The organism is Stenotrophomonas sp. GD04145 (assembly GCF_029835135.1).
Classification (GTDB): domain Bacteria; phylum Pseudomonadota; class Gammaproteobacteria; order Xanthomonadales; family Xanthomonadaceae; genus Stenotrophomonas; species Stenotrophomonas maltophilia_P.
Window position 1 is genome coordinate 1 of the sequence record NZ_JAODZG010000011.1, and the last position, 25,582, is coordinate 25,582.

The 25,582-nt window shown below is 67.6% G+C and carries 19 protein-coding genes; 12 read left to right on the forward strand and 7 right to left on the reverse strand.

Features of this window, described 5'->3' with window-relative positions; all coding sequences use genetic code 11:
* Positions 1-179 precede the first annotated feature (179 nt).
* Positions 180-1,148, reverse strand: a complete 969-nt coding sequence (locus N7367_RS08135; RefSeq protein WP_053518611.1) for a LysR family transcriptional regulator — start codon at positions 1,146-1,148, stop codon at positions 180-182.
* 109 nt (positions 1,149-1,257) lie between these two features.
* Here N7367_RS08135 and aceB point away from each other — a divergent pair, with 109 nt between their 5' ends.
* The 4 genes from aceB (at position 1,258) to N7367_RS08155 (ending at position 8,168) form a co-directional block, all read left to right on the forward strand.
* Entirely contained in the window at positions 1,258-2,880 is a 1,623-nt protein-coding gene (aceB, locus tag N7367_RS08140) for a malate synthase A (protein WP_053518609.1), read from the forward strand.
* 64 nt (positions 2,881-2,944) lie between these two features.
* A complete protein-coding gene (gene aceA / locus N7367_RS08145) occupies positions 2,945-4,237 on the forward strand; it encodes an isocitrate lyase (protein WP_053518608.1) in 1,293 nt (430 codons plus the stop codon).
* 357 nt (positions 4,238-4,594) lie between these two features.
* Entirely contained in the window at positions 4,595-5,635 is a 1,041-nt protein-coding gene (locus tag N7367_RS08150; RefSeq protein WP_053518607.1) for a GGDEF domain-containing protein, read from the forward strand.
* A 16-nt stretch (positions 5,636-5,651) separates the two neighbouring features.
* Positions 5,652-8,168 carry a putative peptide modification system cyclase gene (locus N7367_RS08155; RefSeq protein ID WP_279942162.1) on the forward strand — a complete coding sequence of 839 codons (2,517 nt, stop codon included), beginning with the start codon at positions 5,652-5,654 and terminating at the stop codon, positions 8,166-8,168.
* Positions 8,169-8,175: 7 nt separating this feature from the next.
* Here N7367_RS08155 and N7367_RS08160 read toward each other — a convergent pair whose 3' ends face one another.
* Positions 8,176-8,460, reverse strand: coding sequence for an NHLP-related RiPP peptide (locus N7367_RS08160; RefSeq protein WP_053518604.1), 285 nt, complete (start codon positions 8,458-8,460; stop codon positions 8,176-8,178).
* 118 nt (positions 8,461-8,578) lie between these two features.
* Between N7367_RS08160 and N7367_RS08165 the strand changes: the two genes are divergently transcribed.
* Positions 8,579-9,748 carry a putative peptide maturation dehydrogenase gene (locus N7367_RS08165; RefSeq protein WP_053518602.1) on the forward strand — a complete coding sequence of 390 codons (1,170 nt, stop codon included), beginning with the start codon at positions 8,579-8,581 and terminating at the stop codon, positions 9,746-9,748.
* A gap of 6 nt (positions 9,749-9,754) precedes the next feature.
* On the opposite strand, the gene N7367_RS08170 is transcribed toward N7367_RS08165, so the two are convergent.
* Genes N7367_RS08170 through N7367_RS08180 form a run of 3 tightly spaced genes read right to left on the reverse strand, consistent with a single transcriptional unit; the run spans position 9,755 to position 14,547 of the window.
* Positions 9,755-11,737: an acetyl/propionyl/methylcrotonyl-CoA carboxylase subunit alpha gene (locus N7367_RS08170; RefSeq protein ID WP_279942163.1), complete on the reverse strand. Its 1,983-nt coding sequence runs from the start codon at positions 11,735-11,737 to the stop codon at positions 9,755-9,757.
* 26 nt (positions 11,738-11,763) lie between these two features.
* Entirely contained in the window at positions 11,764-13,374 is a 1,611-nt protein-coding gene (locus N7367_RS08175; RefSeq protein ID WP_065174183.1) for a carboxyl transferase domain-containing protein, read from the reverse strand.
* 9 nt (positions 13,375-13,383) lie between these two features.
* Positions 13,384-14,547, reverse strand: a complete 1,164-nt coding sequence (locus N7367_RS08180; RefSeq protein ID WP_053518598.1) for an isovaleryl-CoA dehydrogenase — start codon at positions 14,545-14,547, stop codon at positions 13,384-13,386.
* A 155-nt stretch (positions 14,548-14,702) separates the two neighbouring features.
* On the opposite strand from N7367_RS08180, the gene N7367_RS08185 reads away from it, so the two are divergent.
* From N7367_RS08185 to N7367_RS08195, 3 genes are all read left to right on the forward strand, one after another.
* Positions 14,703-15,320 (forward strand): TetR/AcrR family transcriptional regulator, encoded by a 618-nt coding sequence (locus tag N7367_RS08185; protein ID WP_053518597.1) that lies wholly within the window; start codon positions 14,703-14,705, stop codon positions 15,318-15,320.
* Positions 15,321-15,520: 200 nt separating this feature from the next.
* A complete protein-coding gene (locus N7367_RS08190; protein ID WP_053518595.1) occupies positions 15,521-16,039 on the forward strand; it encodes a c-type cytochrome in 519 nt (172 codons plus the stop codon).
* Between the two features lie 199 nt (positions 16,040-16,238).
* Positions 16,239-17,684, forward strand: a complete 1,446-nt coding sequence (locus N7367_RS08195) for an ExeM/NucH family extracellular endonuclease (protein WP_111186531.1) — start codon at positions 16,239-16,241, stop codon at positions 17,682-17,684.
* A gap of 162 nt (positions 17,685-17,846) precedes the next feature.
* On the opposite strand, the gene N7367_RS08200 is transcribed toward N7367_RS08195, so the two are convergent.
* The gene (locus N7367_RS08200) at positions 17,847-18,704 is read right to left on the reverse strand and encodes an EamA/RhaT family transporter (protein ID WP_253119925.1); all 858 of its coding nucleotides are present in this window, start codon (positions 18,702-18,704) and stop codon (positions 17,847-17,849) included.
* Positions 18,705-18,747: 43 nt separating this feature from the next.
* On the opposite strand from N7367_RS08200, the gene N7367_RS08205 reads away from it, so the two are divergent.
* Together N7367_RS08205 and zapE are read left to right on the forward strand one after the other, a co-directional pair.
* Positions 18,748-19,419 carry a CocE/NonD family hydrolase gene (locus tag N7367_RS08205; RefSeq protein WP_111186532.1) on the forward strand — a complete coding sequence of 224 codons (672 nt, stop codon included), beginning with the start codon at positions 18,748-18,750 and terminating at the stop codon, positions 19,417-19,419.
* Positions 19,416-20,516: a cell division protein ZapE gene (gene zapE, locus N7367_RS08210; RefSeq protein WP_053518589.1), complete on the forward strand. Its 1,101-nt coding sequence runs from the start codon at positions 19,416-19,418 to the stop codon at positions 20,514-20,516. Before N7367_RS08205 ends, zapE begins: the two co-directional genes overlap by 4 nt.
* A gap of 67 nt (positions 20,517-20,583) precedes the next feature.
* Here zapE and N7367_RS08215 read toward each other — a convergent pair whose 3' ends face one another.
* Entirely contained in the window at positions 20,584-21,393 is an 810-nt protein-coding gene (locus N7367_RS08215; protein WP_279942164.1) for a DUF2884 family protein, read from the reverse strand.
* A 571-nt stretch (positions 21,394-21,964) separates the two neighbouring features.
* Here N7367_RS08215 and N7367_RS08220 point away from each other — a divergent pair.
* Together N7367_RS08220 and N7367_RS08225 are read left to right on the forward strand one after the other, a co-directional pair.
* Positions 21,965-24,367 (forward strand): ribonucleoside-diphosphate reductase subunit alpha, encoded by a 2,403-nt coding sequence (locus N7367_RS08220; RefSeq protein ID WP_279942166.1) that lies wholly within the window; start codon positions 21,965-21,967, stop codon positions 24,365-24,367.
* 106 nt (positions 24,368-24,473) lie between these two features.
* A complete protein-coding gene (locus N7367_RS08225) occupies positions 24,474-25,493 on the forward strand; it encodes a ribonucleotide-diphosphate reductase subunit beta (RefSeq protein ID WP_005420683.1) in 1,020 nt (339 codons plus the stop codon).
* The last annotated feature ends 89 nt before the right edge of the window (positions 25,494-25,582 follow it).

The following is a 25,582-nucleotide window of genomic DNA, read 5'->3' on the forward strand; positions in this document are numbered from 1 at the left end:
GGGTCCGGTTGCGGGGGTGTGAGCGGCATGGATGCCGCGACCAAGCCCCCATGGACGGGTTTACGGCGCCCCCCGCAACCGGACCCATCCCGCCGTCCCACACATAGCCAGCTGTTGCCGTTGCTTCGGCTTGAGGCTTCGGCAGGTGCAGGGCGGCAGCCCTGCAAACCAGAACCCCCTCACCGCTCGGAGTGCCCGCTCTGGTCGTAATCGCGCGGGCTGAACAGTTCCGGCTGGATCAGCTCGATGAACGCCCGCGCCTGCGCCGACAGCGCCTTGCCGCGGCGCACGATCACGCCATAGCTGCGCTCCGGGAACCAGCGCTTCATCGACCGCGCCGCCAGCCGCTCGTGGTCGGTCTCGTTCAGGCACAGCGCCGGCACGATGGAAATACCCATGCCCATCGCCACGTACTGCTTGATTACTTCCCAGCCGCCTACCTCAAGGGCGACGGTGTACGCGATGCGATGGCGCTGGAACACCTGGTCGACCAGACGGTAGGTGATCTGCCGCTTCGGCGGCAGCACCAGCGGATAGCGGGCGATGTCGGCCAGCTCCAGCTCCGCGCCCCGGGCCAGCGGATGGTCATGCGGCGCGATCAGCACCTGCTCGAAACGATAGGCCGGGGCGTAGCTGAGGTCGGCAGGCACGTCGGTCATCGAGCCGATGGCCAGGTCAGCGGCGTCCTCGCGCAGCAGGTCGGTGCCGTCCGCGCTGATCGCGTTGTGCAGGGTCAGGCGCACGTCCGGGTGATGCATGCGGAAGCGCTCGACGATCTTCGGCAGCAGGTACAGGATGGTCGAACTGTTGGCCGCGATGTTCAGTTCGCCCGCATCCAGCCCGCGCACCTTGTCGCGGAAGCGTGCCTCCAGCCCGTCCAGGCTCTCCACCAGCGGTTGCGCCATTTCATACAGCAGCTGGCCCTCGCGGCTGGGCACCAGGCGGCGCCCGCTGCGCTCGAACAGCGGCACGCCCAGCTCCCGCTCCAGCGCCTGCAATTGCAGGCTGATGGCCGGCTGGCTGACGAAAAGCGCCTCAGCCGCCCGTGAGACTGAACCCAGACGCACGGTCTGGCAGAACGCACGCAAGGGCTTCAGGCGGTCGGATTTGTAGGAAAAACGAGGACTTGGCGAGCTGCGCGTGGTCATGGCGTAACGAGTATTAGCACAATTTATGTAAAGCATTGCAAAAACTGTTTTGCCAAATACTGAGCGCCAGCGGCACGGTGGAGACGTTCCCCACTGCTGGAGTCGTCCCATGTCCGCCGTCGCTTCCGCTGTTCCCTCCCCCGCCGCCAAGGCCACGCCCGGCATCGCCCTGGCGACCCGGGTGGCCGGCCAGGACACCCTGCTGCCGGCGCCGCTGCTGGCCCTGCTGGTGTCGCTGCACCGGGCGGTGGAGCCGGGTCGGCAGGCGCGGCTGCAGGCTCGCCGTGAGCGCCAGGCGTTCTTCGACCGCGGCGGCCTGCCGGACTTCCGTGAGGACACCGCCGCGATCCGCAGCGGCGACTGGACCGTCGCACCGCTGCCGGCCGCGCTGCAGGACCGCCGCGTCGAGATCACCGGCCCGACCGATCCGAAGATGGTCATCAACGCGCTGAACTCCGGCGCCAAGGTGTTCATGGCCGACTTCGAGGATTCGACCTCGCCGACCTGGCGCAACCTGCTGGCCGGGCAGCAGTCGCTGGCCGCTGCGGTGCGTGGTGACCTGGAGTACACCGCGGCCAATGGCAAGCACTACACCCTGCGCCCGTACGACGAGCAGGCCGTGCTGATCGTGCGCCCGCGTGGCTGGCATCTGGACGAGAAGCACGTCCGCATCGATGGCCAGTTCCTGGCCGGTGGCCTGTTCGACGCGGCGGTGTTCGCCTTCCACAACGCCCGCACGCTGCAGCGCAAGGATCGTGGCCCGTACTTCTACCTGCCCAAGCTGCAGAGCATGGAAGAGGCGGCCCTGTGGGAGACCGCGCTGTCGCACATCGAAGGCATGCTGGGCCTGCCGCACGGGCAGATCAAGGTGACCGTGCTGATCGAAACGCTGCCGGCGGTGTTCGAGATGGACGAGATCCTGCACGCGCTGCGCGACCGCATCGTCGGCCTGAACTGCGGGCGCTGGGACTACATCTTCTCTTACCTGAAGACCTTCCGCCGCCACGCCGACCGCGTGCTGCCCGAGCGCGGCCAGGTGACCATGACCCAGCCGTTCCTGAAGGCGTATTCGGAACTGCTGATCCAGACGTGCCACCGCCGGGGGGCACATGCGATGGGCGGCATGGCGGCGCAGATTCCGATCAACAACGACGCCGCTGCCAACGAGCAGGCGATGGCGCGTGTGCGTGCCGACAAGCTGCGCGAGGTGAGTGCAGGCCATGACGGCACCTGGGTCGCGCATCCGGCGCTGATTCCGGTGGCGATGGCGATCTTCGACGAGCACATGCCTGCGCCCAACCAGCACCACGTCCTGCGTCAGGACGTGCGCGTGGGCCGCGACGAACTGATCGCGCGTCCGCCGGGCACCATCACCCGCGCCGGCTTCGAGGGCAATGTCGAAGTCTGCGTGCGCTACCTGGCCGCGTGGCTGGACGGCAACGGCTGCGTGCCCATCCATCACCTGATGGAAGACGCGGCCACCGCCGAGATCAGCCGCAGCCAGTTGTGGCAGTGGCTGCATACCCCGGGCCAGCAGCTGGACGACGGCACTGCCATCGACCTGGCACTGCTCGACACCACCCTGGCGCAGCTGCCCGCACGCCTGGGTGATACCACCGCGCTGCCCGGCGGCGCGCGCATCGGCGAAGCCATCGCCCTGCTTGGCGAACTGAGCCGCAACGATGAACTGACCGACTTCCTGACCCTGCCGGCCTACGCGCGCATCGACTGATCCCCGCGCCCGTTTCCACGCCGCTTCCCTTCCCGCTGCACGCACCACTGAACTGGAGAAAGACATGAGCACCCTGCCCACTGCCGAACAGATCCAGCACGACTGGGATACCAACCCGCGCTGGGAAGGCATCCAGCGCAACTACAGCGCCGCCGACGTGGTGCGCCTGCGCGGCACTGTCCATATCGAGCATTCGCTGGCCCGGCTGGGCGCGGAGAAGCTGTGGAAATCGCTGCACGAGCGCGAGTTCGTCAACGCGCTGGGCGCACTGACCGGCAACCAGGCCATGCAGCAGGTCAAGGCCGGCCTGAAGGCGATCTACCTGTCCGGCTGGCAGGTGGCGGCCGATGCCAACCTGGCCGGGCAGATGTATCCGGACCAGTCGCTGTATCCGGCCGATTCGGTGCCGGCGGTGGTCAAGCGCATCAACAACACGCTGCTGCGCGCCGACCAGCTGCATCACGCTGAAGGCAAGGACGACATCGATTTCCTGCAGCCGATCGTAGCCGATGCCGAGGCCGGCTTCGGTGGCGTGCTCAACGCGTTCGAACTGATGAAGGCGATGATCGAAGCCGGCGCCGCGGGCGTGCATTTCGAGGACCAGCTGGCATCGGTGAAGAAGTGCGGCCACATGGGCGGCAAGGTGCTGGTGCCGACCCGCGAGGCTATCGAGAAGCTCAACGCGGCACGGCTGGCGGCCGATGTGCTGGGTGTGCCGACCCTGCTGGTGGCGCGCACCGACGCCGAAGCGGCCGACCTGCTGACCAGTGACATCGACGGCAACGATAAGCCGTTCACCACCGGCGAGCGCACCGTCGAAGGCTTCTACAAGACCCGCAACGGCCTGGAACAGGCCATCAGCCGCGGCCTGGCCTATGCACCGTATGCCGATCTGGTGTGGTGCGAGACCGGCAAGCCGGACCTGGAGTTCGCGCGCAGGTTCGCCGAAGCCATCCATGCGAAGTTCCCCGGCAAGCTGCTGGCCTACAACTGCTCGCCGAGCTTCAACTGGAAGAAGAACCTGGACGACGCCACCATCGCCAAGTTCCAGAAGGAGCTGGGCAGCTATGGCTACAAGTTCCAGTTCATCACCCTGGCCGGCTTCCACGCGCTGAACTACGGCATGTTCAACCTGGCCCACGGTTACGCGCGCCGGCAGATGAGCGCCTTCGTCGAGCTGCAGGAGGCGGAGTTCGAAGCGGCCGAGCGCGGCTTCACCGCGGTCAAGCACCAGCGCGAGGTCGGCACCGGTTACTTCGACGCGGTCACCCAGGCGATCCAGCAGGGACAGTCCTCCACCACCGCGCTGACCGGTTCGACCGAAGAAGAGCAGTTCCACAGCGAACGCGCGGCCTGATCCAACGGTGGCCGTGCGATCGGCTGCCGACACCGCTCAGGGTGGCCAGGGAAGGGCCAGACAACGCCGGCCGGTCGGGGGACCTGCCGGCGTTGTTGTATCCCCTCGGCCCGGTCCCGCATGGCATCCGCGTCAATCGGGCGCACGCCTCGCCACGCAACTTGGCCCAAACCCTGTGAAGACGGGCATCAGCTTGATCCGGCAGGAATTTTTACGGACAGTCGTGCTCCCAAGGTGCAGCCCCCGGTCTCCACGCACCTACCGGCTGTCGATTCGTAAAAATGAGATAGGGCGCACACTTTAAAGCGGTGCTATGCTCCGCGGCTCACCAGGGGACGCTGGCGGCGGGTGCAGGGAATGACCGGCAGGGGTGCGGCCGAGAACACTGATGCAACGACCGGTATCGCCCATGTGGCCATGGCCGAGATCGTGCATGCGCTGCTGTCCGATGCCGAGGTCGCATTGTTCGCCAGATTCGGCCGGCCGCGCCGGCTCGAAGCCGGGCAGTGGCTGTTCCAGCGCGGCCATCGTGGCGAGCGCATGTACGTGATCCTGGAAGGCCGGATCGAACTGGATTTCGGCGAGGATCTGGTGATCAAGGTCCTCGGCCACCAGGAGTTCTTCGGCGAGCTGGGCCTGCTGGTCGGCGATCACCTGCGCAGTGCCGGTGCACGTGCGCTGGTCGATTGCCAGGTGCTGGAACTGGGGCCGGCCGATTTCCAGCGTCTGGTCGATGCCGATCCAGGGCTGGTGGCCTACTTCCTGCGCCGTACGATCATGCGCGTGCTGACCAACGAGCAGGCCCTGATCAGCCAGCTGCGGCGCCGCAACCACGATCTGGAAACGGCGCTCGACAATCTGTACATCACCACCCACCAGCTCACGCACACCCGTGAGCTGGTGCGTACCGACGAACTGACCGGGCTGCACAACCGCCGCGGGCTGACCCTGTACCTGCAGGAGTGCCGGGCCGATGGGCAGGGCGCACCGCAGGGCCTGCTGCTGATCGATTGTGATCGCTTCAAGCAGATCAACGACCGGCACGGTCACCAGGCCGGCGACCGGGTGCTGCAGAGCATGGGCAACATCCTGCGCTCGATGGCCGGCGAACACGACCTGGCCTGCCGCCTGGGCGGCGATGAGTTCTGCCTCATCCTGCGGCGCGGCACCCACGAAATCGTGCAGCATGCCGCCGAGTTCATCCTCAGCGCGGTGCATGGTCTACTCGAACGCAGCCATGGCACGCCCCATGTGAGCCTGGTGAGCATCGGCGCCAGCCTGCTGGCGCCGGATGCGGACTGGAGCGAGTGGTATGCGCGTGCGGACCGCGCGCTGTACCAGGCCAAGCGCGATGGCGGCAACTGCCTGCGCTGGGTGGACGCGCCGGACGGGCACTAGAGCGGAGACACCGGTGATGAAGGGCGACAAAGGAACGTCGGCGCCACACAACCAGCAGCTGCGCGCGCTGCTGTTCACCGACCTGTGCGATTCGCTGCAGCTGGTTGAGCGGATCGGTGATGTGGCGGCGGCCGAGCTGTTCCAGCAGCATGACCGTCTGGTGCTGGGTCTGCAGCAGCGCTGGAACGGGCAGCTGATCGACCGTTCCGACGGCCTGTTCGTACTGTTCGAGCGCACCATCGATGGCGTCGGTTTTGCCCTGGCCTACCAGACTGCGGTGGAGGCGCTGGGGCGTGAGCGCGGCATCGTGCTGCGCGCGCGTGCGGGCCTGCATGTCGGTGACGTGCTGTTGTGGAACAACAGTGCCGAAGCAATGGCCCATGGCGCCAAGCCGGTGGAGGTGGAGGGCCTGGCCAAGCCGATGGCGGCGCGGCTGATGCAGCTGGCCTGGCCGGGCCAGGTGTTGCTGTCGGCCACCGCCGAGCAGATGGCACGGCGCGCTACCTCCACGCTGCCCTGGGCCAGCGAGGCGCTGCGCTGGAAGCACCATGGGCGCTGGCGCTTCAAGGGCATCACCGAGCGCCAGGATGTGTTCGAGATCGGCCTGCGTGGCAGTGCGCCGCTGCGTCGACCGCGTTCGGGCGAGAAGGCATGGCGCGATCTACCCTTGTGGCGGCGTCCCGCGGCTGTGGTCACCGAGGCCGCGCTGGCGGTGACGCTGGGCGTGCTGCTGTGGATGCTGCTGCGCCCGGCGCCGGCCATCGCCTTCGCCGAACGGGACTGGGTGATCCTGGCCGCGGTGCAGAACACCACCGCCTATCCGCAGCTGGACAGCAGCCTGGAGCAGGCGCTGTACATCAGCCTGGGTCAGTCACGCTTCGTCAACATCCTCAGCGAGTTGAAGGTGCGCGACACCCTGCAGCTGATGCAGCGCTCGCCACAGGCACGGCTCGACCGAGGCCTGGCCATCGAGGTGGCCCTGCGCGACGGCGCACGCGCGGTGCTGGTACCGAGCGTGCTCGAGCTCAACGGCAAGGTGCGGGTCAGTGTCGAAGTGGTCGATCCGCACAGCGGCCAGACCGTCTATACGCGCTACGCCGATGGTCGAGGCCTGGAATCGATCCTGACCTCCACCGACCACGTGGTGGCAGCGCTGCGCGCCGACCTGGGCGAAGCGTTGCGTGATGTCGGTCGCGATCAGCGACCACTGCCCACCGTGGCGACGGCCAATCTCGATGCCCTGCATGCCTACGCCAAGGGCGTCGATGCCACGGCGGCCGCCCGCTACGACGACGCACTGATGTTCTACGAGCAGGCCACCCGGCTCGATCCCGCATTCGCCTTTGCCTATGTGGGGCAGATGACCATCCAGCACGCCAAGGGCAACCTGGAGCAGGCCGCCGTGCTGTACCGAAAGGCGGTCAGCCAGCGTGCCCATCTGACGGCACGCGACCAGCTGTACCTGGACGCGTGGGCAGCGGATTTCGCAGGTGCACCGCCCATGCGCATCGCCGACAAGTGGCGCCTGCTGACCGAGCTGTACCCGGACGACCCGGCCGGTTGGATGAACTACGCCAAGATCCTGTACACCCAGGGCGACTATGACGGCGCCCTGGCCGCAACGCAGCCGCTGCTGGCCCGCCAGCATTCACGGCGTGCACTGGTGCTGGTGTTCGTGGCGCGGGTGCAGCTGGCCCGTGGCGAAGTCGCCGCAGCCGAAGCGGCGCTGCGTGGCGCACGCCTTCATCCGGGCTGGAATGGCGATGGCATGGAGCCGGTGATCGCCGCGCTGGCTGGTGATTTCGAGGCCGCCAATGCCGGCTTTGCGGCGATGCTCGTATCGGGGCCGGGGACGCGCATGCTGCGCGCGGCGGTGCTGGCCATGCAGGAGCGCGCGCACGAGGCAGCCACCGACATGCGGCAGGTGGCTGCCCAGTGCACGACGGTCGGTGGGCTGTGCGACATCTACGCGCTGCAGGCACTGGCCTGGCGCGAACAGGAAGGCGACCACGTGACGGCGCAGGAATACCTGCGTGTGCTGGACCGGGCGCTGGCCGCGGTCGACCGTCGCCATCCTGCGCCAGCGCGCCGCAATGCATTCATCGCCCTGGCGGCGGCCTATCATGCCGCGCGCGCAGGCCACGCCTCGGTGGTGATGCAGCGCAGGGACCCGCTGCAGGCCCTGCCCGAGCGCGACGCGGATCCGCGTCTGCGCGAGCTCTGGAACCTGCTGCGTGCCCGCATGGCCTTCGACCAGGGTGACCTGGACCAGGCGCAGGACCTGCTGGCGCAGCAGCCGTCGGCGAACCTGTTCCAGTGGCGGGTGCTGCAGCTGGATCTGGTGACCGCGCGCGGCGACCAGGCCGCGGTCGCACGGCAGGCGGCGTGGCTGCAGCGCCACGCCGGCCTGGCATTTGCTGAAGACACCGGTGACTACGCTCTGTTGCCACTGAACGCGATGGATGTGCAGCGGCTGGCGGCAGGCCGCGCCGCCGCAGTGATGCCTGACAAGGGCACGGTGGCCGCGCCCTGAGGCCGGTCTATCGATCCAGGCCGGGCAGGCCATCCTCGAACAGGAACGGCACGGTGAACGAGGCACGCGCGTCCAGCAGCTCCCGCAGGCGCGGAGCGGCCTTGGCGAACTCGGCCTTGCTGCCCAGCGTGGCCAGCGGCGTATGGCAGGCGCGCACGCAGTCTTCATCGGCGCCCAGATCGAGCAGTGCCTGGCCCGGATCAGCGGCGAAAGCCTTGCGGAAGTCATCGTCGCTGGACAGGCGTTCCAGCAGCTGCTGGACGACGTGGGTGGGAAGCGGTGAAGAAGACATGGCGTGCAACCGACGGGCTGGGAAAATGGAAGTATCGGCGGCGATCGTGCGAAGTTGATGGCAGGCACGTGCATCGCGCTATGATCGGCGCCCCCGCAGGCCTTTCGATTGCACGCCGATGAGATTCCGCCGTTGCCGGACACTGTTCGTCGAGCCGGTCGAACGCCCGGCCTTTGCATTGGCCGACCTGATGGCCGGCGGCACCGGGGTGACCTTCGAGCAGCGGCTGCAGGTGCGTACCGCCCACCTGCCTTCGGCATGCGAGATCGATGCCGACAGCTGCGCCTGGCTGTTGGCCTGCAGCGCCGAGCATTGGCAGCCGATGCCGGAGGATGCGGCCTGCCGCCGCCGCGTACTGGCGCTGCTGCAGCAGGGACTCCTGGTGAGCGACGATCCGGCCCATGCCGAGGCCTGTGCGGCCGAGCAGCGCGTGCGCGACAGCCACTGGTGGCCGCTGTCGGCGCTGCACTACCAGCAATCCTGCTGGGATGGCGTGGACAGCAGCGCGGACATGCAGCGTCAGCAGCTGGTGACCGCGCGCGACCTGGTCCGCAGCTTCGGCAATCCGCCGCCGGAGGCGCCGCCACGCCAGCCCGGCGCGCTTGCGCTGCCCCGCTGCGATGATGATCCGATGCAGGAACTGCTGCAGGCGCGTGCCACCTGCCGGAATTTCGATGCGACCCGCGCGCTGCCGCTGCCGTTGCTGGCACGGCTGCTGCAGCAGGTGCTGATGGCGCAGGCACAGGTGGAAACCGATCCGGACGTGCGGTTCCTGAAGAAGAACGTGCCCTCGGCCGGCAGCCTGCATCCGCTGGAAGCCTATCTGATGGTGCGCGACGTGCAGGGCCTGGCGCCGGGGCTCTACCATTACCACGCAGTCGCGCATGAACTGGCCCCGCTGCCGGTGCAGCCCGACGATCCCGCAGGGTTCCGCCTGCGCCTGCTGGCGGGCCAGCACTGGTTCGCCGATGCCCACGTGCTGCTGGTACTGGTGTGCCGCTTCGAGCGCACCTTCTGGAAGTACCGCAACCACGCCAAGGCCTACCGTGCGGTCATGCTCGACGCCGGGCACATCTCGCAGGCGTTCTACAGCGCGGCCACCGCACAGGGCCTGGGCGCGTTCGTCACGGCGGCCATCAACGAGGCCGAGGCCGCGCGCGCGCTTGCCCTGCAGCCGATGGCGGAAGGCGCGCTGGCGGTATGCGGCTTCGGCTGGCGCGCGGCAACGATGCAGACCTCGGAGATGGACCCGGCGGGCCGTGTCTGGCCCGCCAGGATCACGCCGTAGCGTGGCTCAGGCCGCTTCGAAGTCGACCAGGACCGCGCCGTCGCCGACCTGGTCGCCGGCCTTCGCCCGGTAACCCTTCACTGTGCCGTCGGCCGGTGCCTGCAGGGTGTGCTCCATCTTCATCGCCTCGAGTACCACCAGCGGCGTGCCGCGCTTGACCTGGGCACCGGCCTCGACCAGCGTGGCCACGATCCTGCCGGGCATCGGCGCCAGCAGGCTGCCTGCATCGGCCACCGCATGCTCCGACTCGCCGACCGGGTCGTGCAGGGTGAAGCGGTGCTGGCCATCGGCGCCGAACAGATACAGCTGGTCACCCTCGCGCAGCAGCTGCAGTGACCAGCGACGGCCGTCCAGCTGCACCGTCAGGTGCTGGCTGTCGAGGCGACCGAGCACCGACTGCGGGGCCGCATCATCACATTGCACACGCCAGCCATCGGCCTGTGCCCACACCTTCAGCACGTGCCGGCGCTCTCCCTGCTGCAGCGGCAGCACGCGGGGCGCTGGCGCACCCAGGCGCCAGCCATCCTGTGCGCGCCAGGGCGAATGGGGATCGCGCGGGTCGCTGCCGGCGTCGGCCGTGCTGGCAACCGCGGCGACCGCGGCCAGCTGCCACAGTGCATCGTCGCTGTCACCGACGGCACTCAGGGCGGCCTGCTCGCGTTCGATCAGTGCGGTATCCAGCCGGGCGTGCGCGAATGAATCGGTGTGGACCAGCCGGCGCAGGAAACCGGCATTGGTGGTCACGCCCACCACCTGGCAGTCAGCCAGCGCCTGGCTCATGCGCCGCAATGCGCTGTCGCGGTCCACATCCCAGACGATCAGCTTGGCGATCATCGGGTCGTAATACGGCGTGATGGCGTCGCCTTCCTCCACGCCGGTATCCACGCGCACGTTGGCCGAAGCAGCCGGCAGGCGCAGGCGGCGCAGGGTACCGGTGGACGGCAGGAAGCCGCGGTCGGCATCTTCGGCGTACAGCCGTGCTTCGATCGCGTGGCCGTGGATGGCCAGCTGGTCCTGGCGCAGCGGCAGTGGCTGGCCGCAGGCCACGCGCAGCTGCCATTCCACCAGGTCGGTACCGGTGATGAACTCGGTGACCGGGTGCTCGACCTGCAGGCGGGTGTTCATTTCCATGAAGTAGAAATCACCGTCCGGGCCGGCGATGAACTCCACCGTGCCCGCGCCGACGTAGCCCACGGCGCGTGCAGCGTCGACCGCCGCCTGGCCCATCGCGGCGCGGCGCTCGGCACTCATGCCCGGTGCCGGGGCCTCTTCCAGCACTTTCTGGTGCCGGCGTTGCACCGAGCAGTCACGCTCGAACAGGTAGACCGCATCACCGTGGCTGTCGCCGAACACCTGGATCTCGATATGGCGCGGGCGCTCGACATACTTCTCGACCAGCACGTGGTCGTTGCCGAACGCCGAGGCGGCTTCGCGCTGGCAGCTGGCCAGCGCATCGATGAAGTCCTCGCTGCGTTCGACCTTGCGCATGCCCTTGCCGCCACCGCCGGCGCTCGCCTTGATCAGCACCGGATAGCCGATCGTATCGGCCTGCGCGCGCAGGAAGTCCGGCGCCTGCTGGTCACCGTGATAACCCGGCGTCAGCGGCACGCCGGCTTTGGCCATCAAGGCCTTGGCCGCGCTCTTGTCACCCATCGCGCGGATCGCGCTGGCCGGCGGTCCGATGAAGGTGATGCCGGCGGCGGCACAGGCATCGGCGAAGTCGGCGTTCTCGGACAGGAAGCCGTAACCGGGATGGATCGCCTGCGCGCCGCTCCGGCGTGCGGCGTCGAGCAGGGCCTCGCCGCGCAGATAGCTCTCGCGTGCGGCGGCCGGTCCGATGTGGATGGCCTCGTCGGCCAGGCGCACGTGGCGGGCATTGCGGTCCGCATCGGAATACACCGCCACGGTGGCGATGCCGAGGCGGCGGCAGGTGGCGATGACGCGGCAGGCGATTTCGCCACGGTTGGCGATCAGGACTTTGGTGAACATGGCGACAGGCTCGGTCATGGCGCGGGTTACATGCGGAACACGCCGAAGCGCGTCTGCTGCGGAGCGGCGTTGAGGCTGGCCGACAGCGCCAGGGCCAACACCCGGCGGGTATCGGCCGGATCGATCACGCCGTCGTCCCACAGGCGCGCGCTGGCGTAGTACGGGTGGCCCTGCTGCTCGAACTGCTCGCGGATCGGCGCCTTGAACGCGTCCTCTTCCGCGGCGGGCCATTGCCCGCCCTTGGCTTCGATGCCATCGCGACGCACCGTGGCCAGCACGCTGGCGGCCTGTTCGCCACCCATCACGCCGATGCGTGCGTTGGGCCACATCCACAGGAAATTCGGCGAATAGGCCCGCCCACACATGCCGTAGTTGCCGGCGCCGAACGAGCCGCCGATCACCACGGTGAACTTGGGCACCTTCGCGCAGGCGACCGCCATCACCAGCTTGGCACCGTCCTTGGCGATACCGCCCTGTTCGTACTTGCGCCCGACCATGAAGCCGGTGATGTTCTGCAGGAACAGCAGCGGGATGCCGCGCTGGGTGCACAGCTCGATGAAGTGCGCGCCCTTCAGCGCGGACTCGGAGAACAGGATGCCGTTGTTGGCGATGATGCCGATCGGGTAGCCGTTCAGATGGGCGAAGCCGGTGACCAGGGTGGCGCCATAGCGCGGCTTGAACTCATCGAAGCGCGAGCCATCGACCAGGCGTGCGATCACCTCGCGCACGTCGTAGGGCTTGCGCGTATCGGCCGGGATCACGCCGTACAGTTCGTGCGCCGGCAGCAACGGTTCCTCCGGCGGCTGCATCGCCATCGCCGGTTCCGGCTTGCGCCAGTTCAGCTGGGCGATGATCGCGCGGACCCGTGCCAGCGCCTGCAGGTCGTTGTCGGCCATGTGGTCGGCCACACCGGAAATGCGCGTGTGCACGTCGGCGCCGCCCAGTTCCTCGGCCGTCACCACTTCACCGGTGGCCGCCTTCACCAGCGGCGGGCCGCCGAGGAAGATGGTGCCCTGCTCGCGCACGATCACCGTTTCATCGCTCATCGCCGGCACGTAGGCGCCACCGGCGGTGCAGCTGCCCATGACGCAGGCGATCTGCGGAATGCCCTGCGCGGACAGGTTGGCCTGGTTGTAGAAGATGCGGCCGAAGTGGTCGCGATCGGGGAACACCTCGTCCTGCAGCGGCAGGAAGGCGCCACCGGAGTCGACCAGATAGATGCACGGCAGGTGGTTCTGCTCGGCGATCTCCTGTGCACGCAGGTGCTTCTTCACCGTCATCGGGTAATAGGTGCCGCCCTTGACCGTGGCATCGTTGGCCACGATCACGCACTCCACGCCGCTGACCCGGCCGATGCCGGCGACCACGCCGGCTGCCGGCACAGCGTCGTCATACATGCCATGAGCAGCCAGCGGCGCGATTTCCAGGAAGGCACTGCCGGCATCGAGCAGGGCGTCGATGCGGTCGCGTACCAGCAGCTTGCCGCGCGCGGTGTGCTTGGCGCGTGCCGCCTCGCTGCCGCCCAGGGCAGTGCGGGCGAGGGTGGCGTGCAGATCGTCGACCACGGCCTGCATCGCCGCGCGGTTGCTTTCAAACGTGTCGCTGCCCGGTTGCAGCTGGCTGTTCAGGACGGTCATGGGGTGGCCTTACAGAGTGCGCTGGAACAATTCACGGCCGATCAGCATGCGGCGGATCTCCGACGTGCCCGCACCGATCTCGTACAGCTTGGCGTCGCGCCACAGGCGGCCGGTCGGGTACTCGTTGATGTAGCCGTTGCCACCGAGGATCTGGATCGCCTGCCCGGTCAGCCAGGTGGCCTTCTCGGCGGCGTACAGGATCGCACCGGCCGCGTCCTGGCGGGTGGTACGGCCCTGGTCGCAGGCGCGTGCCACGGCGTACACGTAGGCGCGGCAGGCGCCTAGGCCCACGTACATGTCGGCGATCTTGGCCTGGATCAGCTGGAAGCTGCCGATCGCTTCGCCGAACTGGTGGCGTTCGTGCACGTACGGCATCACCACGTCCATGGCCGCAGCCATCAGCCCCAGCGGGCCGCCGGACAGCACCACGCGCTCGTAGTCCAGGCCGGACATCAGCACGCGCACGCCACCGCCGACGCTGCCGAGCACGTTCTCTTCGGGAATCTCGCAGTCCTGGAACACCAGCTCGCAGGTCGGCGAGGAGCGCATGCCCAGCTTGTCCAGCTTCTGCGCGGTGGAGAAACCCGGCATGCCCTTTTCAACCAGGAAGGCGGTGATGCCCCTGGCGCCGGCGTCCATGTCGGTTTTGGCATAGACCACCAGCACATCGGCGTCCGGGCCATTGGTGATCCACATCTTGTTGCCGTTGAGGACATAGCGATCGCCGCGCTTGTCGGCGCGCAGCTTCATCGATACCACGTCCGAACCGGCGCCGGGTTCGCTCATCGCCAGTGCGCCCACCTTGGCGCCGCTGCACAGGTCGGGCAGGAAGCGCTGCTTCTGCGCCTCGCTGCCGTTCTTGCGCAGCTGGTTCACGCACAGGTTGGAGTGCGCGCCATAGGACAGGCCGATGCCGCCGGAGGCGCGCGAGACCTCTTCCATCGCCACCACGTGGGCCAGGTAGCCCATGCCGGTACCGCCGTATTCTTCCTCGACGGTAAGGCCGAGCAGGCCCTGTTCGCCCAGTTTCGGCCACAGTGCCTGCGGGAACTGGTTGGTCGCATCGGCCTCGGCCGCCAGCGGCGCGATCTCGGCGGCGGCAAAATGGGCCACGCTCTGGCGCAGCAGGTCGATCTCTTCACCGAGATCGAAGTTCAGGGATGGCACGTGCATTACAGCGGCTCCACGGCGGCAAAGTGGGGGATGGACGCACCCAGGGCTTGCCGGCGATGGTTTCCAGGACCACGCCGGCACGGGCGAGGCCCCAGCGTAACGGGGTTCGGGAAAGAAGTGAACACAAATTCAAAAATTGAAACCAGAATCAAAACATGGCCTACAAACGCTCTGCACTGATGGAAGAACGCCTGGCCGGGGCCCGCGAGCGGATCCTGCTGGCAACCCGTGAACGGGTCGCCACCGGCGGCTGGCGAAACGCCCCGGTGACCGCCGTGGCAACCCAGGCGGGGGTCTCCACCGGCCTGATCTACCGTCATTTCCCCTCCAAGGCCGACCTGTTCGTGGAGGTGCTCAACGCGGCGGTGGCCCATGAAGTGGCGATCATGGAACGCATCGCCAGCGGCCCGGAGGCCGCCAGCGAGCGCCTGCGGCTGGCCATCGCCGCCTTCGTGCGTCGCGCCCTGGCGGGTCCGGGGCTGGCCCACGCCTTCATCGTCGAACCGGTCGATCCGGACGTGGAAGCCGAGCGCATGCGCGGCCGCCGTGCCTTCGGTGATGTGTTCCTGCGCCTGGTGGAGGAAGGCGTGGCTGCCGGCGAACTGCCTGCGCAGGATGCGCATGTGGCGGCCGCGTGCCTGGTCGGCGCCTTCACCGAAGCGATGGTTGGCCCGACTGCGCCCAGCCGTGAAGCGCATCGCGACGAGGATGCGCTGGTCGACGCCATCTGCAGCTTCTGCCTGCGTGCCATCGGCGCACCGGTAAATCGGTAGCGCCGGGCCATGCCCGGTGGCTTCTGCGGCGCTGCGTGCTCGCCGGGCATGGCCCGGCGCTACCGCATGTGGCCGATCCCGCAATGCTGCGACGCACCAGCAGCGAAGCCTGTTGTCGCGCGCAGGGCGCGTTCTATACTCGGCCCATCACGCAGTCGCTCAGCCGTGGTCCAACGACTACCAGCCAGGGGTAACGAAGAGTGCGGAATTACGATCTGGAGTTCCTGAAACGCTTCTCCATGGTGATCGCGCTGTTGATGGCCATCACTCTGGGTCTGATCTTCCTTGCCGCCTTCCTGCACACCCGGATTCCGCCCGAGGTGTCGCCCACTGCGGCCAAACGCACCGAACAGCGCATCGCGCCGACCGGAGCGGTGTACGCCGGCAGTACCGGTGCGGCCGCGCAGGCGGCCGCCAAGGCGGCCGCGCTGGCCAAGGCCGCCTCGCAGGTGGCGTACGGCGGCACCACGGATGGCAAGGTCATCTTCGACAACCTGTGCACCGCCTGCCACACCACCGGCGTGGGCCAGGCGCCGACCCTGGACCGCGCGCACTGGGACCAGCGCATCACGCAGGGCAAGGACACGCTCTACAAGCACGCCATCGAGGGCTACACCGGCCCGGACGGCGGCATCATGCCACCCAAGGGCGGCAACCCGGCGCTGACCGAGGAACAGATCCACGCCACCGTGGACTGGATGCTGGGCAACCTGAAGTAGGACCTTTCCGCAGCGCCGGGCCTGCCCTCGGCAGCCTCTGCTCCACCTGCGTGGGCGGCTGCCGGGCATGGGCCCGGCGCTGCGATCGCGCCATCGACGGCCCCGGGGGCTTTGCCCACCTGGGCCGATCGCCGGGCTGCAGTCGGGCGTTCGTATTTCGGGGTTAGTCTGTGCCTCCCTTCCGTGGAGTCGCCCGTCGATGCGCCGCCGTTCCCTTGTCCTCGCCCTGTCCCTGCTGCTGCCGGCACCTGCCTTTGCCCAGGCCCAGCCGCAGGCCATGCCGGCCCCGGCGACGTCCACCCCGCGCAACTCCACCGTTGTACTGGCCACCGCGCCGGCCGACTGGCGCGCGCTGGACGGCCAGCGTGTGCGCATCGCTGCGCCGCTGACCCTGGCCGGCACCGACGCTCTGGAACGCTCCGGCCAGCTGACGGTCGCCTTCGGCGGTCGCCTGTGGCAGCCGACCGAAGTGGCCGCGCCGGGCACCGCCGGCATCGAACAGGTGATGGCTGACAACCTGCGCCGCCGCCTGGTCCTGGACGATGGCAGCGACGTGCGTGATCCGGGCAGCGTGGCCTACCTGCCGGGCAACCCGGTGCTGCGCACCGGCATGCTGCTGCGCAATGTGGAAGGCATCGTCCGCGTGGACGCGCAGGGCCGCCCGCAGTTGCAGGTGGAAGGCACGCTGAGCCTGCCCGCACTGCAGCGGCCGGCGGTGCCGGACGTGCCTGGCAGCCTGCGTATCGCGGCGTTCAACCTGGAAAACTACTTCAATGGCGACGGCCAGGGCGGCGGCTTCCCGACGCTGCGCGGTGCCCGCACGCTGGAGGAGCACAAGGCCCAGGTGGCCAAGCTGGTCGCCACCATCAATGCGCTCGATACCCACATCGCCGCCCTGATGGAGCTGGAGAACGATGGCTACGGACCGCAGTCGGCCATTGCCGAGCTGCTGGCCGCGCTCAATGACCGGCCACACGCCGGACCGGACGACGCATGGGTGGCGGTCGATCCGGGCGAAGGCCCCGGCACCAATCCCATCCGCGTCGGCATCATCTACAAGCGCGGTGCATTCAAGACATTGGGCCCGCCGTTGACCAAGCTTGACGGCCCGTTTGCCGAGCACAGCCGCGCACCGCTGGCACAGGCTTTCCAGGGCAAGGGCGCACCGTTCATGGTGGTCGCCAACCACTTCAAGTCCAAGGGGTGCCGCGACGCCAGCGGTGCCGACGCCGACCGCAACGATGGCCAGGGCTGCTGGAATGCGACGCGCGTCGAATCGGCCCGCCAGCTCAACCAGTGGGTGCAGGCCGAAGCCGCGCGCCTGAAGGTGAAGGATGTAGTGATGCTGGGCGATTTCAACGCCTATGCGATGGAGGATCCGATCCGCACGCTGCACACGCTGGGCTGGCAGGACGCCTTCAAGGTGGCCAAGGTCGAACATCCCTACAGCTACGTCTACAACGGCTACAGCGGCCGCCTCGACCACGCCCTGCTGAGTCCGTCCATGGCCCGCCGCCTGGCGGGCGCCGCCGAATGGCACAGCAATGCCGACGAGCAGGACGCCAGCGGCTACCAGGGGCGCAATGTGCCCGGCCCATGGCGCAGCTCCGACCACGACCCGCTGCTGCTGGGCTTCGACAAATGACCCAGCTGTGAGGCATCCGCCCGGATGGAGCCGGGCATGGGGCCGCACCGGCTCGCGGTCGGCGGAGCGTTTCTTTGGTTGCTTTCTTTGCGCGCAAAGAAAGTGACACCTCTGCGCGGACGCGGAAACGATCTGCCGGGGATGGCCCGGCGCAACCCGTACTCACCCCCAGGCGATCAATCCGATCGCCAGCACCGCCAGCGCCAGGCCGGCCCGGTTCCACTTCGTGGTCGGTTCGCCAAAGGCAAACACGCCCACCAGCGCGCCCAGTACCACCACGCCGATGTTCATGCCGGCGAACACCGTGGCCGGGCTGTCCGGCATCGCCTGGTGCGCGTGCACATAGAACAGGATGTTGCCGCCGTTGAGCAGGCCCAGCAGCGCACCCGCGCCGAGGTTGTGCCAGGCCAGCCGGCTGCGACCGCTGAAGTGCCGCCACAGCTGCAATGCCAGCATCAGTACGAAGGCCACGCTGAAGCTGGCCAGCACCGCCGCCATCGACGGCGTGCCGGACAGCGCCACCTGCTTGAGCAGCACGTCCACCACCGCGAAGCCGCCCCACACGCCCAGCAGCCAGCCCCAGCCACCCGGCGAGGACGCCACCGCCGGACCGCGCGGGCGCAGGCTGATGGCCACCATCGCCAGCAGGCCCAGGCCGAGCCCGGCCAGCTTCCACGGCGTGGCGGTCTGGCCGAAGAACAGGAACGCCGCCGCCAGTGACAACAGCAGCGACAGCCGCTGCGCCACGTCGCTGCGGACGATGCCGGCCACCGCCACCGCGCGGCCCAGCACCAGGAAGATCGAGGGCAGCGCCACCGCCAGCGCCAGCAACGACGGCCACGGGGCATGCGGCGCGCGCAGCGCATCCAGCGGCGGCTGCAGCACCACGGCGGTCAGGGTCGCAGCCACCAGATAGTTCCAGGTGACCATCTGCGCAACATCCAGTTGGCGGCGTCCGGCCACCTTCAACAACACCGAAACCAGCACGCTGCAGATCACGGCCAAAGACAGGTAGAGCATGGGGCGGGCACAGGGCAGGGGCGGGGGACGGTATCATGGTGCCATGCACAAGCCTTCGTTCCCCGTCGCCCCTGGCGAAACCGCCTGCCTCGAACTGGACGGCCCGGCCGGCCCGCTGGAAGTGGTCGTCGACCTGCCCAAGGCCGATGTGCCGGTGCAGCCGATCGTGGCCATCGTCTGCCATCCGCTGTCCACCGAGGGCGGCACCCTGCACAACAAGGTGGTCACCATGACCGCCAGCACCCTGCGCGAGCTGGGCATCGCCACGGTGCGCTTCAACTTCCGCAGCGTCGGTGGTTCGGCGGGCACCTTCGATGGCGGCGTGGGCGAGCAGGATGACCTGAAGACCGTGACCGCCTGGGTGCGCAGCCAGCGCCCCGACGACCGCCTGTGGCTGGCCGGCTTCAGCTTTGGTGCGTTCGTTTCGCTGAAGGCAGCCGCCACGCTGCAGCCGGAGGCGCTGATCTCGATCGCGCCGCCGGCCGGCCGCTGGGATTTCGACGGCGTGCAGCCACCGGCCCGCTGGCTGGTGATCCAGGGCGAGCAGGACGAGATCGTCGACCCGCAGGCGGTCTATCAGTGGCTGGACGCGCTGCAGGCTCCGCATGAGCTGGTGCGGATGCCCGACACCAGCCACTTCTTCCATCGCAAGCTGATCGACCTGCGCGGTGCGTTGACCCACGGCGTCAAGCACTGGCTGGGCGCAGCGGCATGAGTGCAGTCGAGTTGACCCCGTCGCAGCGGTATGCGGCCGGGGTTGCCCGGGGTGACTGGCAGGACGACCCCGCCCAGCACGCGGCGCTGGCCGAGCTGGACCGCATCCACGTGGGCCTGCTGGACAACGCCGACGACGGCTGGCTGGACCGGTTGTCCTCGTTCTGGAAGAAGCCCGAGCCGGTCAAGGGGCTGTATTTCTGGGGGGGGGTCGGCCGCGGCAAGACCTTCCTGGTGGATCTGTTCTACGACGGGCTGCCAATCAAGCAGAAGTACCGCACCCACTTCCATCGTTTCATGCGCAGCGTCCACGAGCGCCTGCGCGAGCACCAGGGCCAGAGCGACCCGTTGGCGAAGATCGCCCAGGAATGGCGCAGCAACCTGCGCGTGCTGGTGCTGGACGAATTCTTCGTCACCGACATCGGCGACGCCATGCTGCTGGCGCGCCTGCTCGAACGCCTGTTCGCCGAGGGCGTGACCCTGGTCACCACCTCCAATACGGCGGTGGAGAACCTGTATCTCAATGGCCTGCAGCGCGAGAGCTTCCTGCCCGCCATCAGTCTGCTGCAGCGCTTCTGCGTCGAGCTGTACGCCGAAGGCACGGAGGATTACCGGATGCGCGCGCTGACCCGCTCGCCGGTGTACCGCGCGCCGCTGGCCGCCGACAGCGACGACTGGCTCGCCACGCGCTGGAACGAACTGAGTGGCGGCCAACCCGCCAAGGCCGGCAACATCGAGATCGAAGGCCGCAAGATTCCGGTCCGCGGCCGGGGCAAGAGCATCGCCTGGTTCGACTTCGCCGCCCTGTGCGAAGGCCCGCGCGGCCCATCGGACTACATCGAGATCGCACACGAGTTCAATACGGTGCTGCTGGGCGGCATTCCCGCCTTTGATCGCCTGAACGAGGACGCCGCGCGCCGCTTCGTCAACCTGATCGACGAACTGTACGACCGCCACGTCAACCTGGTCTGTACCGCCAGCACCTCGCCGGTCGAGCTGTACACCGGCCAGCGCCTGCAGGGCGCGTTCGAGCGCACCGCCTCGCGCCTGATCGAGATGCAGAGCGCTGAATACCTGGGTACCCCGCACCGGGCGTGAGGGCCCGGGAGCTGCACGATCTGCCGGAAAGGCAGCCGCGCGCAGGCGCTGCAGCGGCAGCTCGAGGTTACCGGCTGGGCGCCAGTGCGTTGCCCTGCGGCCGCTCCTCCGGCCCGGTCGACACTTGCAGGCCGTCGTCGCTGCGCTCCAGCAGCCGCAGCGGCTGGCCCTGGTAACGCACTTCCAGCGCATCGTGGGTATCGGCCAGCGCACGCACCAGCGGGCACAACGCCATGGCGCTGGCCTCCACGCGCTGGGCACCGGCTTCCAGGCGCCGGTCCAGCTCGGCATCCAGGCGCTCGGCGCGTTCCTCCATGGCGTCGCTGCGGCCGGTGAAGACCTGCCAGAGCACGCTGCGGGCGATCGAGCCGGACAGCGTCTCGGCCATGTCCTGCACCTTCGCCTCGAATCCGGGACCGAAGGTCGCCTGTTCCCAGTAGCCCTTTCCGAGCGTCCCCTCGATCCAGTCATCCGCCTGCCGCCGCAGGCGCCTGACCTTGCGGCTGTTGGCGGTGCCGGTCAGGCTCTCGTAGACGCCATCGAGCGCGTCGAAGCTCAGCTGGCTGACATCGCGCGCCAATGCCGTGGCGGCGGGCATCAACCGGCGCGCGCCGGCCTCCAGCTGGCGCAGGCGGGCGGCATCGGCGTCGCTGACCGGCACGATCGTGTCATCCAGGCTCAGCACACCATCGTGGAACACCACCTCGTGCGGCGCCTGTGGGCCGTGTCGCAGCCAGATGCCGCCGCTGTCCACCAGCACGTCATAGTCCGTGCGGATGCCACACTGGTCCGCGTGCAGCTTCGGCGCGTCGGCCGCCTGCGCCGGCATGATGCACAGCGCCGACAGCACTGCCAGGGCAGGCAGTCGCAGGTCCATTGGACATTCCTTTTCCAGTCGCCAGAGCCCAGCGTCCGCCTCTCCGGCCTGTCCGTCATCGGCCGGAAGTCACGCCGTCCACCGGATTCCCACCGGCTGCCCACCTTCTATCCACAGGGTTGTCCCTTGGTCATTCCGTTACTGTCATGTGAAGCTGTCATTGTTCTGTTTCCGCACGCCGTTGTACCGCCGGAATGACGCGTTCCGGTCTTGACTGCGCGGCCCGTTCCGGCAGGTCCAAAGCGTCCGATCCGGGCGCCGATGGCACGATCCTTGCGGCGCAAGGGATTGCCGAATTTCACTACATTTGGCGTTGACGGACCCCACCACCCCCACTATCTTGTGGCCATCGGTCGCAGCGACCCCAAGTCGCAAGGACAACGGGGAAGGCGCAGAGGCGGGAGCCACGCGGCACCCCCGTCCACAGCGATACCCGTCGGCGACCGTCACGGCAGCGGCAGGCGCAGGTCTCACCTCCTGCGACGCCCAGCTGCCATCCTGGGCCGTCATGTCCTGGGCCGCGCCACCGATGCAACTGCAACCACCCCATCACGCCAAGAGGACACACGCCGTGACCACCGAAACCAGCGCCACCATCGAAAAGGAAAGCGAGTTCCTGTTGACGTCGCCGCCGACGGCCAACGCGATGAGTGTGACCAAGCGCAATGGCACGACCGAACTGGTGGACCTGAACAAGATCGTGCGTGCGGTGCAGCGTTCCTCCGAAGGCCTGCACGCCGTCGATCCGATGCGCGTGGCCACCCGCACCATTTCCGGCCTGTACAACGGCGCCACCACCCGCGAGCTGGACGAGCTGTCCATCCGCACCGCCGCCCTGCTGATCGGTGAAGAACCCGAGTACGGCCGTCTGGCCGCGCGCCTGCTGGCCAACTACATCGCCAAGGAAGTGTCGGGCCAGGAAATCTATGCCTTCTCGCAGTCGGTCAGCCGTGGCCATGAAGTCGGCCTGATCAACGACCGCCTGCTGAACTTCGTGCAGACCAACGCGCGCAAGCTCAACGATGCGATCGACATCTCGCTGGACCTGAACTTCGATTACTTCGGCCTGCGTACCCTGTACGACCGCTACCTGCTGCGCCATCCGCACACCCGCAAGGTGATCGAGACCCCGCAGCAGTTCTTCCTGCGCATCGCCAGCGCGCTGAGCGAGGACGTGTCCGAGGCCCTGGCGCTGTACAAGCGCATGGGCAACCTGGACTACCTGCCGTCCAGCCCGACCCTGTTCAACTCCGGCACCACCCACGAGCAGCTGTCCTCGTGCTTCCTGCTCGATTCGCCGCAGGACTCGCTGGAGTCGATCTACTCCAAGTACGGCGACATCGCCCAGCTGTCGAAGTTCTCCGGCGGCATCGGCGTCAGCTACACCCGCGTGCGTTCGCGTGGTTCGCTCATCAAGTCCACCAACGGCCATTCCAACGGCATCGTGCCGTGGCTGAAGACCATGGACTCGTCCGTGGCGGCGGTGAACCAGGGCGGCAAGCGCAAGGGCGCGGCCTGCGTGTATCTGGAAACCTGGCACGCCGACATCGAGGATTTCCTCGAGCTGCGTGACAACACCGGTGACGAAGCCCGCCGTACCCACAACCTGAACCTGGCCAACTGGGTGCCGGACCTGTTCATGAAGCGCGTCGAGGCCGACCAGGAATGGTCGCTGTTCGATCCGCGCGTCGTGCCGGAGTTCACCGATCTGTTCGGCGAAGCCTTCGAGCAGGCCTACCTGCAGGCCGAAGCCCAGGGCAAGGCCAACCGCACCATCTCCGCCCGCAAGCTGTACGCCCGCATGATGCGTACGCTGGCCGAGACCGGCAACGGCTGGATGACCTTCAAGGACAAGTGCAACCGCGCCAGCAACCAGACCCTGCGTCCGGGCAACGTGATCCACCTGTCCAATCTGTGCACGGAAATCCTGGAGGTCACCTCCAACGATGAAACCGCGGTGTGCAACCTGGGTTCGATCAACCTGGGCAACCACTTCGACGAGCACAACGAGTTCGACTTCGAGAAGCTGGCCGAGACCGTGCGCCTGGCCGTGCGCCAGCTCGACCGTGTCATCGACCTGAACTTCTACCCGATCGAAACCGCCCGCCGCGCCAACCTGCGCTGGCGCCCGGTCGGCCTGGGCTGCATGGGCCTGCAGGACGTGTTCTTCCGCAAGCGCCTGCCGTTCGACAGCGCCGAAGCCCGTGCCCTGTCGAAGAAGATCGCCGAGACGATCTACTTCCACGCGCTGGAAACCTCGACCGAGCTGGCCCAGGAACGCGGCAAGCACCCGTCGTTCAACGACACCCGTGCCGCCAGTGGCGAACTGCAGTTCGACGCCTGGAACGTGGTGCCGGAAGACACCGCGCGCTGGGATGCCCTGCGTGCCCGCATCAAGGAGCACGGCCTGCGCAACTCGCTGATGATCGCCATTGCCCCGACCGCGACCATCGCCTCCATCGCCGGCTGCTACGAGTGCGTCGAGCCGCAGGTGTCCAACCTGTTCAAGCGCGAAACCCTGTCCGGTGACTTCCTGCAGGTCAACCGCTACCTGGTGAACGAGCTGAAGAAGCTGGGCCTGTGGACCGCGGACATGCGCGATGCCATCAAGCTGGCCGAAGGTTCCATCGCCGGCCTGACGCAGATTCCGGAAACCCTGCGTGAGGTCTACCGCACTGCGTGGGAACTGCCGATGCGTTCGCTGATCGACATGGCCGCCGAGCGTGGCGCCTTCATCGACCAGTCGGCCTCGCTCAACCTGTTCATGGAAAGCCCGAACATCGGCGCGATGTCGTCCATGTACATGTACGCGTGGAAGCAGGGCATCAAGACCACCTACTACCTGCGCTCGCGTCCGGCCACCAAGATCGCCAAGACCACGGTCAGCAACGCGGCCCCGGCCAAGGTGTTCAGCCCGGACGAAGCCATCGCCTGCTCGCTGGAGAACCCGGAAGCCTGCGAGGCCTGCCAGTAATCGCGCGCTGTGCCGTAGATGGAGCCGGGCTCGGCCCGGCTGCGCAATGACAAGGTAGCGCCGGGCCATGCCCGGCGTTTTGACCCGAGAAGACAAGGAAACACCCATGGCCGACAAGCCCAAGCAGATGCTGCTCGATCCCGGTTTTGAACTGACGTTGCGCCCGATGCGCTACCCGCAGTTCTATGACATGTACCGGAATGCGATCAAGAACACCTGGACGGTGGAAGAGATCAATTTCCAGATCGACATCACCGACCTGCACAGCAAGATGTCGCCGGGTGAGCGCCACCTGATCCATCGCCTTGTCGCGTTCTTCGCCACCGGCGATTCGATCGTGTCCAACAACCTGGTGCTGAACCTGTACCAGCACCTCAATGCGCCGGAAGCGCGCATGTACCTGTCGCGCCAGCTGTATGAAGAAGCGCTGCACGTGCAGTTCTACCTGACCCTGCTCGACAACTACCTGCCGGACCCGGAAGAGCGCGCCAAGGCGTTCTCGGCGGTGGAGAACATCGACTCGATCAAGAAGAAGGCCGATTTCTGTTTCAAGTGGATCGACTCGATCCAGGACCTGACCCGCATCGAGACCCGCGAACAGCGCCGCCAGTTCCTGCTCAACCAGATCTGCTTCGCCGCCTGCATCGAAGGCCTGTTCTTCTTTGCTGCGTTCGCCTACGTGTACTACTTCCGTTCGCGCGGCCTGCTGCCGGGCCTGGCCTCGGGCACCAACTGGGTGTTCCGCGACGAAAGCGCCCACATGGAGTTCGCGTTCGAGTCGGTGCGCGTGGTCCGCGAGGAAGAGCCGGACCTGTTCGATGACGAGATGAAGCAGCAGGTGTACGACATGCTGGCCGAAGCGATCGAATGCGAAGTGCAGTTCGCCGAGGACGTGCTGTCCGGCGGCGTGGCGGGCATCTCCACGCGCGACATGCGCCAGTACCTGCAGCACTGCGCCGACCAGCACTTCGCCAAGCTGGGCATGGAAAAGAAGTACAACGTGCGCAACCCGCTGCCGTTCATGGAACTGCAGGACGTGCAGGAGCTGACCAACTTCTTCGAACGCCGCGTTTCGGCCTACCAGGTCGGCGTGCAGGGCGAAGTTGCCTTCGACATGAACTTCTGACCCGTCCGGTCAGGCCTGTCGCAGCGAAAACCCCGGCCGATGCCGGGGTTTTTTGTGGGTAGCGCCGGGCCATGGCCGGCGGGTACCGC